Source organism: Marinobacter arenosus (assembly GCF_019264345.1).
GTDB classification, from domain to species: Bacteria; Pseudomonadota; Gammaproteobacteria; order Pseudomonadales; family Oleiphilaceae; genus Marinobacter; species Marinobacter arenosus.
In genome coordinates, this window is record NZ_JAHVAO010000006.1 from 1 (window position 1) to 11,507 (window position 11,507).

17 protein-coding genes are annotated in these 11,507 nt (G+C 49.1%); all 17 read left to right on the forward strand.

The features are described 5' to 3' along the window. Positions 1-598: 598 nt before the first annotated feature. The 17 genes from KXD86_RS18685 (at position 599) to KXD86_RS18765 (ending at position 11,299) form a co-directional block, all read left to right on the forward strand. Positions 599-1,075 (forward strand): hypothetical protein, encoded by a 477-nt coding sequence (locus KXD86_RS18685; protein ID WP_218637657.1) that lies wholly within the window; start codon positions 599-601, stop codon positions 1,073-1,075. A gap of 70 nt (positions 1,076-1,145) precedes the next feature. Beyond that, positions 1,146-1,427 carry a DUF3601 domain-containing protein gene (locus KXD86_RS19100; RefSeq protein WP_218637658.1) on the forward strand — a complete coding sequence of 94 codons (282 nt, stop codon included), beginning with the start codon at positions 1,146-1,148 and terminating at the stop codon, positions 1,425-1,427. Positions 1,428-1,529: 102 nt separating this feature from the next. Beyond that, positions 1,530-1,880: a hypothetical protein gene (locus KXD86_RS18695; protein WP_218637659.1), complete on the forward strand. Its 351-nt coding sequence runs from the start codon at positions 1,530-1,532 to the stop codon at positions 1,878-1,880. Positions 1,881-1,982: 102 nt separating this feature from the next. Beyond that, positions 1,983-2,348: a hypothetical protein gene (locus KXD86_RS18700; RefSeq protein ID WP_218637660.1), complete on the forward strand. Its 366-nt coding sequence runs from the start codon at positions 1,983-1,985 to the stop codon at positions 2,346-2,348. Between the two features lie 105 nt (positions 2,349-2,453). Continuing rightward, the gene (locus tag KXD86_RS18705; RefSeq protein WP_218637661.1) at positions 2,454-3,170 is read left to right on the forward strand and encodes a ZIP family metal transporter; all 717 of its coding nucleotides are present in this window, start codon (positions 2,454-2,456) and stop codon (positions 3,168-3,170) included. A gap of 282 nt (positions 3,171-3,452) precedes the next feature. Beyond that, positions 3,453-3,905, forward strand: coding sequence for a hypothetical protein (locus KXD86_RS18710; protein WP_218637662.1), 453 nt, complete (start codon positions 3,453-3,455; stop codon positions 3,903-3,905). 72 nt (positions 3,906-3,977) lie between these two features. Continuing rightward, entirely contained in the window at positions 3,978-4,427 is a 450-nt protein-coding gene (locus KXD86_RS18715) for a hypothetical protein (RefSeq protein WP_218637663.1), read from the forward strand. Between the two features lie 373 nt (positions 4,428-4,800). After that, positions 4,801-5,148 (forward strand): DUF3024 domain-containing protein, encoded by a 348-nt coding sequence (locus KXD86_RS18720; protein WP_218637664.1) that lies wholly within the window; start codon positions 4,801-4,803, stop codon positions 5,146-5,148. A gap of 115 nt (positions 5,149-5,263) precedes the next feature. Continuing rightward, positions 5,264-5,764, forward strand: a complete 501-nt coding sequence (locus KXD86_RS18725) for a GNAT family N-acetyltransferase (RefSeq protein WP_218637665.1) — start codon at positions 5,264-5,266, stop codon at positions 5,762-5,764. Beyond that, positions 5,757-6,395 (forward strand): hypothetical protein, encoded by a 639-nt coding sequence (locus KXD86_RS18730; protein ID WP_218637666.1) that lies wholly within the window; start codon positions 5,757-5,759, stop codon positions 6,393-6,395. Before KXD86_RS18725 ends, KXD86_RS18730 begins: the two co-directional genes overlap by 8 nt. 101 nt (positions 6,396-6,496) lie before the next feature. After that, positions 6,497-6,862 (forward strand): hypothetical protein, encoded by a 366-nt coding sequence (locus KXD86_RS18735; RefSeq protein ID WP_218637667.1) that lies wholly within the window; start codon positions 6,497-6,499, stop codon positions 6,860-6,862. A 96-nt stretch (positions 6,863-6,958) separates the two neighbouring features. Further along, a complete protein-coding gene (locus KXD86_RS18740; RefSeq protein ID WP_218637668.1) occupies positions 6,959-7,534 on the forward strand; it encodes a GIY-YIG nuclease family protein in 576 nt (191 codons plus the stop codon). Between the two features lie 115 nt (positions 7,535-7,649). Next, positions 7,650-9,221, forward strand: a complete 1,572-nt coding sequence (locus KXD86_RS18745) for a GmrSD restriction endonuclease domain-containing protein (protein WP_218637669.1) — start codon at positions 7,650-7,652, stop codon at positions 9,219-9,221. An 84-nt stretch (positions 9,222-9,305) separates the two neighbouring features. Continuing rightward, positions 9,306-9,662: a hypothetical protein gene (locus KXD86_RS18750; RefSeq protein ID WP_218637670.1), complete on the forward strand. Its 357-nt coding sequence runs from the start codon at positions 9,306-9,308 to the stop codon at positions 9,660-9,662. Positions 9,663-9,798: 136 nt separating this feature from the next. Next, positions 9,799-10,143: a DUF4345 family protein gene (locus tag KXD86_RS18755; protein WP_218637671.1), complete on the forward strand. Its 345-nt coding sequence runs from the start codon at positions 9,799-9,801 to the stop codon at positions 10,141-10,143. Positions 10,144-10,522: 379 nt separating this feature from the next. After that, positions 10,523-10,870: a hypothetical protein gene (locus KXD86_RS18760; RefSeq protein ID WP_218637672.1), complete on the forward strand. Its 348-nt coding sequence runs from the start codon at positions 10,523-10,525 to the stop codon at positions 10,868-10,870. Positions 10,871-10,975: 105 nt separating this feature from the next. Continuing rightward, positions 10,976-11,299, forward strand: a complete 324-nt coding sequence (locus tag KXD86_RS18765) for a hypothetical protein (protein ID WP_218637673.1) — start codon at positions 10,976-10,978, stop codon at positions 11,297-11,299. Positions 11,300-11,507 lie beyond the last annotated feature (208 nt).

Below are 11,507 nucleotides of genomic sequence, written 5' to 3' on the forward strand. Positions count from 1 at the left end.
TTTTTACGGTTTTTACAGTCATTGAGGCAGAGCAATGCCTCTTAACAAGTCAATTAAGTTCGTTCCCGGCCTGGCGGCCGTCCACCGGACGCCCTAGTCGGGCGCCGCTTATCATTGGCGTTATGTTTTTTGATGATGCGCAGAAATATATATCTAATTGCAGCAGCTCTTGTTGTGTTGGGGATGGTTGCCGCAACGACGCACCTGCCACTTCCTGATGGCATGAAGGAAAAGTACGAAAGAAAGGCTACTGTTCTGGCATGTGACATCGCAAAGCACAAAGGTGGAAAGATTGGTCCCAACACGGAATTTGTAGGGGTCGAATTTACCGCTGAGAATGTTCCGTATTTGAGATGGAATCCCGAGGGTCTTGATCGAAAGCGAGTAGAGAGAATTTGCAAACCTGGAACTCGTGTTTTAGTTAGGTACAGAGCACAAAGATTGCTCCTAAGGCCAGAAGTGAGTTTTTGGATTGATATCATTCGGGTCGTCGGAACATAACAAGCAGCATCACGGCGACCTATTTTCCGCCGCTTCGCGGCTCCAAATCGGCGCGTGTGCTGGGCGTTAGTCAGTTCACCAGCCTAGGAGTCAAGAGATGAAAAAAGCGGGGATTTTTCTCCTGGCACTCACTTTGATTGGGCTGCCGATTTTACTTTTGACAGGCTTTATCGAGCTGACGGTTTTTATCGCCATTGGTGCCTTTTGGTTGGTCGGCTCTTTTGTACTGCTTCTCGGTCCCGAAACGATAAGCGAGGTAACGATCTGGAAAGCGTCAATCAAACGCGACGTAAAAGCAGCCAGAGAAATCCGTGAGGAAATGGAATCTGTCCGTGAAGAGCTTCGTGCGATTACCAAACTCAGTGTTGAGAGCACCTATATAAACGCGGCTTGCAGTTTCATGGCGATGGGGAGTGATCTACAAGCGAAAGAAAAACTCGAAGAAAATCTTCAAAAACTGTCCGAATTTGCAGAGTCAGATCCAGTCAAAAATGATGAATTTTGGAGAAATACTAAAGGTCTTTTCGCGTACAGAGATGAGCTGGAATTTGAGAGTAGATCGGACAATGACTAACCATGTGGTCAACGGGACGCCAACTACGCTGCGCTTCGTTGGCGCCCATTACCACCGGCGTTAAATGCTTATGAATATTCAGCACCGAGAAAGGTTGGACAAGCAATTTCGCCACCTTAGCCAAGGCGAGTGGTACGCAGTGCAGAGAGAGTTTTCCGACTACGATGGTGTAACCCATCCTGTTGGCGAGGTTTGGGAGTTCATAGGAAGCAACTTTGTTCCGTACCACGATGGCCTGTCCTTGTTTGCCAGAATCAATGGTGAGGAAAAGCAGGTAAGGTTGCAGTGGTGTCCAGAGGAGCAAGCAACCGTGATCGAAGGGTTAGATGAGTACCTTTTGCCCTGTGCATAGTTCATTTAACCATTCATTCAAGTTCGTTCCCGGCCTGGAGGCCGTCCACCGGACGCCCTAGTCGGGCGCCGCTTAATATTGGCGTTATGTGCGCAATCAGTTATGACTAAGTCTGAAGCGATCAAGAAGATTGAGCGGTCCATAGCTGAAGGGGCGCAACTGATTACCCCTAAGGGCAAAACTTACGAGGAGCACTTGGCCGAGGTATCACGAGCACTCTTTGAGCACGTAATTGATCCCATCCCGGTTACTGTCACCTCTGCTTGCTTTCCCGAGTACGATTTTGAGAAGTATAAAAGTTCAAAAGTGATAGCCATCGCGCACATGGATAATAGTTGGCTACTTACACTGGAGTCAGAAAATGAGTTCGCTTTGGGCTTCGGAGAATCGCCCGAAAACATCATGATGCACGGATTTTCATCCTCGGATGCAGTAGGAGAATGGTGTGCATAGTATTCACATAACCAGGCGCATCATTACGCGGCCGTTGGCCGCCGGACGCCACTGTCGTGGCGCCGCTGTGCTTCGGCGTTAATTGGTCTTATTGAATTGCTTATGACTCTTACTGAACTGAAAAACCGAATCGATAACATGGTTGGTAGCCATAGAGACGACCTTTTGGAAATCGTGCTGTCGTTTTTAGGAAGACTGGCAACAGTTATCGCTGTAATAGTGGGGATTGGCGCTCTAATCAGCTACAGGGACGTGGTGCTTCCTACTGCTCCCGATTTCATCCTTGTTTCAGGGGTTGCGCTGGTCTTCGGGTGGTTCGGGTTGTTAGTTTGGGTAGCGATAAGCGGTTGGCACAAGCTGGCAGAAACCAGAGGTTACTCATGGAGTACGCATGCAATAGGGGCTGTAATTATGGTGTTCTCCATGTTCTTCATCATAGCTGGCGCTCATGCCGCGTTCGTCAATTAACAAAGCCATTAAGTCTGTTCCGGGCCGATGGCCCTACACCGGACGTCCCTGTCGGGCCGCCGCTTATGGCTGGCGTTATGCCTCAGAAAAGGAGCTATTAGTACATTGAGCGATTGGATCCTCATTCTTGTACTGACGCTGATACCAGGGATCGCGATGCCGATCGGAGCGTCCTTTTCCGGGCTTGAACGTATTCGGCCACGCTGGCTTGAATCTGAGGTTCGCCACAGCGTAATCGCCTTTGGTGGTGGGGCGCTTTTGGCAGCAGTCGCGCTAGTTCTTGTTCCGGTGGGGATAAGAAACCTGGACCCACTGCTGATAGTCCTATGTTTTATGAGTGGTGCAGTGGCATTCATGCTGCTCGACGTTCTCCTGGCTGCCAAGGCCACCCCAGTGAGTCAATTGGTAGCGATGTTATCTGATTTCATCCCCGAAGCTCTGGCACTTGGTGCAACTTTCGCTGTCTCGAAGGCGTCAGGGCTGTTACTTGCAGGAATTATTGCGCTACAGAATCTCCCGGAAGGTTTTAACGCCTGCGGGGAAGTTACAAATTCGACCCATTATCGTGTTTCACAGGTGGTTGGCGCATTCACTCTGATGGCCTTGTTAGGTCCAATTTCGGGGCTAACCGGATATTTTGTCTTGTCGGGATTTCCGGAACTTGTTTCTGCTATCTCGCTATTTGCCGCTGGCGGTATCCTGTACCTGATTTTTCAAGATATTGCGCCGCAGGCCAAACTGAAAAAGCACTGGGCACCCCCATTGGGCGCGGTAGCAGGTTTTTTACTCGGCGTTATGGGTAAAGTTGCAGTTGGCGCATAAAAGAATAGTGGTGGAACTGAAATGTCAACGTTTGAAAGTAATGCACGAAGACCAGCCCCGGGAAGGCAGCGCGTTTGGAATGAAGGAAGAAACCCGGACAGGCACGTCCGTTCAGAACTTGGGCCAGCCTACCAAAAGTTACTTTCGGCGTGTGACGAAGTCCTCCAACGAGGGCGGAAGACATTGCATAACAAAACGGTCAACCGGACATCAAAAGCGTACCGCTTTTGATGTCCTCCGCTGGCGCTCCGGCCGGTTACTTTAGCGTTATGGCTGAAAGACATGGATCAAGTATTTGGGCTGCTTGAAGATTGGTTTCAAGTGGGGATCGCCCCGGCAATTCGCCGAAGAACAATTATTGGCGGGCTAATCATAGCTGGGTGTGTTGCTGGATCAATGTATTTTCAGTCGTGGCCACCCCTGGTTTTGGTGGCAATAGTTTTTGCTGAGAGGGTTTTCGAATTTGCGCATATCTCAAAGACCAAGCAGGTGGTTGGCTCTTTGACCGTGAGAGTGACTGAAAATAGCCTTGCTCTTGGCACTTCAGATACAAAAGAGGAAGTCGTCTATCCCTGGCGATCACTTGCTTACAGAGTGATTAACTCGAACGGTGGTGGGCCGGCGGCAATCTCGATAGAAGATTGCGACCGAAAAAACAGTAAGCAAAAGCTAGTTGGCTACGAGCGGATGAACGAGTTAGCCGCTCTGATTGCAGCCAATGCGAATAAGCCATAACAAGTCACAGCACCGGACGCCACTGTCGTGGCGCCGGTGTGTTTAGCGTTAGGCATGAGGAGGTGCAGAGCTTTGGGAAAAATCGCGGACCTTTTTAATGCTGCTATTCATGGCGGCTCCCGAAGCTTCAACTCTGGGGAAAACGCTATTCTCGATGCGGTAGAAGCTGAATTGCCAGAGTCGGAGCGCGAGATATTCTCGAAGCAGCGAAGCGCTGTAAATCTTGTGCAAAGGCAGCGTCCCGGAAAGCTCGTAGTGGCCTATTACGGAAAAGCGTCGAGTGTTCCTGAAATGCCATACCAATCATATGAATATTGCTTGGCAGAGGTCTGGCACAATCAAGGTAAGCAGCCTCGAAAAACCAATGTTGTGTTGCACAATGGCTTACTCCAAAGTCTTGAGCGCTCTGTTCCGAGATCCGAATCGGAAGTCAGAGAAATAGTCAGCGTTCTGCTCCACCCGCAGAGCTATCAGAGCTTACCGGAGGAGCTAGATTCTGAGGAGCACGGCAACAATGCCTAACAATGTGGTCAACGGGACGCCAACTGCGCTGCGCTCCGTTGGCGCCCATTACCACTGGCGTTAATGGCCAAGACCCCGGAAGGATTCAGGCAGTAAAGCAGGGAGTTACTTTCAAATTTTCACTTCCATTCAACTCCTCTCCCCGCAAAACACTGCAAAATCTGATAGTTCCGTGTTCTGGTTCCTCGCGCCATGGGCTAGTTTAGGTGCAAGCTGTTTGGTAAAGGGCATTCGGGTTTGGGTGCCAGGGATAAATCGCCGGGTAACCGGCCATTAACAAGGCGCATCAGTACACGGCCGGTGGCCGCCGGACGCCACTGACGTGGCGCCGCTGTGCTTCGGCGTTATGTGGGCGTTCCCATAGAGAATCCAGATGGCATTCAGTGAGTTTGAATCAAAGAAAATTGAGCGGGCCGCTTCAGAGTTTCTGGAAAATCGGAGGCCTCCAGTCGAGATCCGAGCTAAGTTAGATTTAGACGTTCGGGTGTCTGGCCAAAGCGTGCAAATTGTCGAGATTCGCCCTCATTTCCGGGAGCCGTCCACGATCATTGAATCACCGGTAGCAAAAGCTACCTACGTCAAAAAAGCGCAGCGCTGGAAAATCTACTGGATGCGTAGCGATCTGAAGTGGCATTCGTACACGCCAGAGCCTGAGTCACGATCCATCGAGGAATTCTTTGCTATCGTGAATGCCGATGAGAATGGCTGTTTCTTCGGGTAGCACATAACAAGGCGCTGTAGTTCGCGGCCTGCGGCCGCCGGACGCCCTTTTCATTGCGGCTTCGCCTCCATTACAAGGTCGCCGCTAAGCTCAGCGTTAAGCAGTAATCGAAAACATGGAACAAGTGGTCATGATCAGGGATGTGATCTTTCCCAAAGATAGTGAAGAGTTGAGAGCGCTCATTCTTGAGTACGCGGATTGGCTGGATATCGACCTTTCTTATCAGGATTTTGAGGGAGAGATGGCCTCGCTCGAGGCTTTGTTCTCGCTTCCCAACGGCCAATATACGTTTGCTATTGTGCAATCGCAGGTGGCCGGTGGCGTTGGTTTTCGCCGACTTGATGAGCACACCGCAGAGGTGAAGCGGCTGTACGTTCGGCGCCAATATCAGGGTAACGGGCTTGGGCGCCGGCTAATGGACAACTTATTGGTTAAGCTGAAAGGTTTGGGGTATACCCGAGTGGTCCTCGATGCCGTGCCTCCCACAAAAAAAGCTCAAGAACTATACGAGCTAATGGGCTTCCGGGAAATTGAGCCATATTTTTTCAATCCAACGCCCGACACTAAATTCTATGCATTTGATCTCCAGGACCATGCTTTGGAGAGCAATGCTTAACAAGCCGCGTCACTCGGACGGCCTTGTCAGGCCGCCGGTGCGCTCAGCGTTAGCGAGCAAAGGAAATATGCGAATTCTAAGTATCTATCTCATCAGCGTTCTTCTCTTCGTTTCCTCTGCAAAGCTCTTCGCGGCAGATAGCCTGGACGAGCGTTTATTCTCTGAACTGCGACTAATCAATCAGTCCATGAGCAAGATGGTTTCGGAAAACGAGGCTTTTATCGGAGAGCTGGACAAGGAGCGTTGCTCTAAAGCAGCGTCGAAGGGGACATCCTGCGGGGAGCAATCAATTCGGCATTTGGCCGCTTTGGACGAGAGCAACCGAAAATCAGAAGTGTATGTAAAACAGATGGTTGAAGGGTGGGCCCAGGTCTACGGAATGCTGCGCGTGGCGCACATGCAATGTGGCCTAAATAGCATCAATTTTGAGGCGATGCCGGCTTCTCTGAGAGCGCAATCCAGATTAGTCGAACTAGATCCGGACAATGTCCTTTTGGAGTACATTGAGGCATCTGAAGGCGCATTGAAAGAGGATCTTAATGACCTTGATTGTGATGCGATCAAGTCGTTTACTGCCACTGTTCAACAGATAGTTATCGCGGCACGTCGGGCACAGGAAAAAATGCGCTAACAAGTGCAGGCACGGCGACGCCCACTACATTGCGCCTTTGGCTCCATTTCATGGGCGCGCATGCTGCAAGCGTTATACCTACCAATGAATAGGAGAATGAAGTGAATAGTTGTACCGTTTTTGTCCCGGCATCCCCCAAGGCTGTAGGCCGCGATAAGAAAGTAAAAAAAGGAACCGGTGAGTTTGAAAAGGGTTTCTTCGGCAAAAAAGAGAAAACTGTCACTGAGACCGAGTTCGAGCAAACAGGGTGGTCAGACAAAGAGATCGACGGTTTTCAACTTCAAAAAGACCTACAAAAAGCCCTCAATGATCTGAATAGGGACGGATTCGAAGTGGTAACGGTGACGCCGATTACCTCTGGGAATTATTCTTGGAAAACGGGGCCGCAAGGCAACATCGGCGGGTATGGCTATGGGTATGGTTATAGTTATACAGAAGGACTACTCGTTACGGCCAAGAAGGTATAACCAGGTGGTCAACCGGACGCCAAAAGCGTGCCGCTTTTGGTGCCCTCCGCTGCGCTCCGGCGCCGGTTACCATCAGCGTTAAATGTAAGGAAGTACATGGCCCAGAATCCATTCTATGTCTATGCATTGAAAGACCCTAGAGAGCGACCTGCAAAAGCCTTTTATATTGGTAAAGGCACAGGGAATCGTGCGTGGGAGCATCAGACGGTAGAAGATGACAGCGAAAAAGGGCAGGTCATCAAGGCAATACATGAGTCTGGCCATTCGGTGCTGCATACAGTTATCACTGACAATCTTAATGAAGAACAGGCACTCAAAATTGAAGCCGAATTGATTGCCGCATTTGGTATTCGTTCGCGGGGTGGGTTACTGACAAACAGGGTTCAACCGAATCCAGAAACCATCTCGAAAAAGGTCAGAGTCAATATACCGGAAGGCTGTTACGAAAAGGCTCAAATGGGGCTCGGCATACTGAAAAGCGCGGTCATGGAGCTCGCCAAGGCCAATCCTGAAGGGATTAAAAACTCTGATGCTGCCAAATATCTCGGACTCCAATCAGATTACGGTGGCGGTTCCAAAGACTATCTAACATACAGCCTTCTAGGTTTGTTAATGAAAGAGGGTCGTGTCGAGCGGACCGAGAAAAGAAGGCACGTGGCGAAGTCTGAGTAAAACATTTAACAAGGGGCTGCAGCGGACCGCTTTTCCGGCGCGTTGCGCCTCCAAATCGGCCGCTGAGCCCAGGCGTTACATGTTCGAGTCGTTCATCAAAATAGGAACTAAATAAATGGCATCAAAATCAAATCTCGTTAATTTAGACGCTATGATAAAACGAGCTGACTTTGCCTCTGACGATGACGATAAATCAACATTTGAGACTTTTAATAGCATTCCCGCTAGAGAGCTAGCATCCGGAAATCCGATTGTTTCACTTCTGAGGAAGCCAGATTTTCAAAGAGAGACTAATCACTGGGCTCCCGATCAAGTGGTGTCACTTCTTGAGTGCTATATAAATGGTGATTTAATCCCGTCGGTCATTCTATGGAAGTCCCCAACATATCTTTTTGTTATTGATGGCGGTCATAGGTTAAGCGTAATAAGGGCATGGATAGAAGATGATTATGGTGATGGCCCTATATCGCATAAGCTCTTTGGTCATGATATTTCGCTAGAACAGAAAAAGGCAGCGGAAAAGACCAGAAAGCTCATAAATGAAAAAGTTGGCTCGTGGAATTACTATAAAACTTTGTTAGATGATGACGAAAATATCACTCCTGAACAACGAAAGAGGCTGTCGACCATTACGACGAGGGGCTTATCTGTCCAGTGGGTAAAAGGAGATGCCGACAAAGCTGAAACGTCATTTTTTAATATCAATATGAAAGGCACGCCTCTCGACGATATTGAAGAAGTTCTTTTAAGAAACCGGAAAAGGCCAGTCCCTATAGCCGCGAGAGCGATAATTAGAGCGGGAAAGGGCCACAGGTATTGGTCTCGATTTAAACAAGAAAAAACTGACCTTATTGAAAGTGAGGCATCGAAGCTTCATAAATTGCTGTTCAACCCTGAGATTGAGAAGCCTGTAAGAACCCTAGACCTACCTCTTGGTGGTTCTAAAGGTGTTCGTAATGCTGTGCAAGTGTTGATTGAGTTCATGCTGATTGCTAATCGACAACAACAAAAGCCTCTACCAAAAATTGATGGCTTTAATGAAGACAATGATGGTTCTTTGACTATTAATGTTCTGAAAAACGCGAAAAAACTTGCGAGCCGAATAACTGGAAATGGCGACGGAAGCTTAGGTCTGCATCCAGCAATATATTTTTACGGTCCATCTGGAAGGCATTCCAGCCCGATGTTTCTAGGGACTGTTTCTCTAATCGGTCAGAAGCTAGCCAATAACGACTCAGAATTCTTTAACAAGTTTACTTCGGTGCGATCAAAGCTTGAACTTATTCTTATTGAAAATAAGGAGTTGATAGCTACTATCATTCAGAAGCATTTGAGCAGGAACAGAATTCCTAAATACCACGATTTTCTCCAAGTTCTAATAGATGCCCTCTACCGAAATAAGTCAGTAGAAGCTAATGATTTAGTAAAATTTTCTGAGCTTGAGGGAAAAATTATCGCAGGTGATTTTAAAAAGACTACGTCTAAAATCTCGGACGATACTAAAAGCAAAGTATTTATAAGTGTTGCCTTAAATAGCGCGCTCAAATGCCCAATTTGTGATGGATACTTAGATATTGAGAAATCAGTTTCCTATGATCATATTGAAAGGGTAAGGGAGGGCGGTTCTGGCGAAGCGGAGAACTGTCAACTGACACATCCATATTGCAACCAGTCAGTTAAGAATTAGCATGTAACAAGGTGCTGCTAGGGACAAATCTACGCTGCGCTCCGATTTGCCCCAGAGCACGGCGTTAAACGTAAGGGAGTAAGCATGAGGCTTGAGAAAGAAATCCTGCGGTACTCAAGACTAAATGGTTACCCAATAGACGAGTATGCGCCGGTTGTTTGTTCTTGTGGTTGCCGCGAACTTCAATTGTTTTCGGATGATGATGAAGGCGGCGCTTTTGGTGTCTGTACTAAGTGCGGATCTGAGATCGATATCGAAAACAGCAAACGCTACATGGAAGAGACTTTTCAAAACCTCTGCCAATGCGACAACGACCGGATGGAATTGGGCGTGGGAACGTCCGTTTATCCCGACACTCACAATGCACGGTGGATCTACATCGGCGCTCAATGCGGGAAATGTAATCTCGTGGGTGTTTACGTGGACTGGAAGGAATCCTGAGACGGCGTTTAACAAGGCCATTAAATACGTTACGGCCACGAACGACGTGGCCTCCACCGGACTGCCTACGCGTTGCTTCGGCAGCCGTTTATGGCGGCGTTAGAGCTTACTGACCGTACAGGGAGAGTCTGAATTTATGGAATGGATTCCTCTTCTCGGTGCCGTCTGCACACTGGCTCTCGGGATTTTGGGCTTGGTGGCTCCCCGACAAGTCGCTGATCTTGTCGGAGTTGCTCCAGAGGGAGCGCTGGGGCTATCAGAGGTCCGTGCCACTTACGGCGGGCTTTTTGTCGGGTTGGGTTCGGCGTGTTTGTGGTTTCAGCAGTCAGAGGTATACGTTGCGGTTGGGTTGGCCTGGTTATTAGCGGCGGTATCCCGCATCGTCTCCATTTTTTTGGATCAGGCTTTCAGCGGCAAGAATGTGGGTGGGGTGATCGTGGAGGCAGGTATCGGCTCCTTGCTGGTCGCTGGCATGCTCTAACCATTCATTCAAGTACGTTCCCGGCCTGGCGGCCGTCCACCGGACGCCCCTGTCGGGGCGCCGCTTAATATTGGCGTTAATGGCCAGGGACACGGAAGAATTCAGGCAGTTGAGCAGGGAGTTGCTTTCAATTATCACGTCAGTTCAACTCTTCTCCCCGCAAAACACTGCAAAATCTGAGAGTTCCGTGTTCTGGTTCCTCGCGCCATGGGCTAGGTTAGGTGCAAGCTGTTTGGTCAAGGGCATTCGGGTTTGGGTGCCAGGGATAAATCGCCGGGTAACCGGCCATTAACAAGGCGCATCAGTACGCGGCCTTCGGCCGCCGGACGCCACTGACGTGGCGCCGCTGTGCTTCGGCGTTATATACATAGAGAGAGTCATGGACGATACATTCAAACCAACAAAGAAAAAGCTCTTAGCAACCCTGGCATTCCTGAGCTGCATCATCGTTTCCCTATGGCTTGGGGGAAAGTTCGACAGCATCATGAATACTCAGGTCTATGAGGTAATGTCCTCATCTAGCGAGTCTGGACAGGCAACCAATAAAGTAGATGAAGGTGCGAAAGTCTTGGAGTCCGTGGCCGCCAGCATGAACGAAGAGCAAAAGGCGAAAGTAAAAGAAATTTACTATCAGTACTTTGCAATCAAATGGCTTGCATACACAGTTGTTTCTTATCTCTTCGCATGTTTGCTTTTCAAACGGATAGGTATCAAAGAGACGGCATGAAGGTCGCATATAACAAGTTGTTGTAGTCTGTTCCGGCCTGCGGCCTCCACCGGACGCCCCTGTCGGGGCGCCGCTAAACCAAGGCGTTAAAATAAGGAGAATACATTGAACTTAAATCAGTCCCCCACCAAAGATCAGCTTGTTTCCCTCATTGCGGAATGCGATGACATGGCAGGTCATCATGTCATATGGGTTAACTCGGCAGGTGACGTAAACATTGATGTCGTTCCGCAGAATTTGACTCCAGTCGGGTTTGAAGAATCAAAGCCTGAGATGCGGATGCGCTATCCAACTTTTGTTTGTGGCAACGACTACGTCGGCTCAGAAGCAGCAAAAGACGATATGCATGTTTCCCGCATCTTCAATAGCCTTGTCGAAATGTGGCCGATCGCAAAAGACAAGGCCACTGTTACCTACCTTGACGCCTAATGAGCCGAGTTTTAACAAGGCCATCAAGGTTGTTCCGGGCCTTCGGCCCTCCACCGGACGCCCTTGTCAGGGCGCCGCTTATGGCTGGCGTTAGTTGCTAAAGGAGAGCGAGTGAGAGTCCTGCTGATCCTGAGTGCTTTTTTAGTAGGCTGCTCAAGTGAAGAAATACTTTATGTGCCGGGTCCTGATTTTTACCAGCGCGTGGATT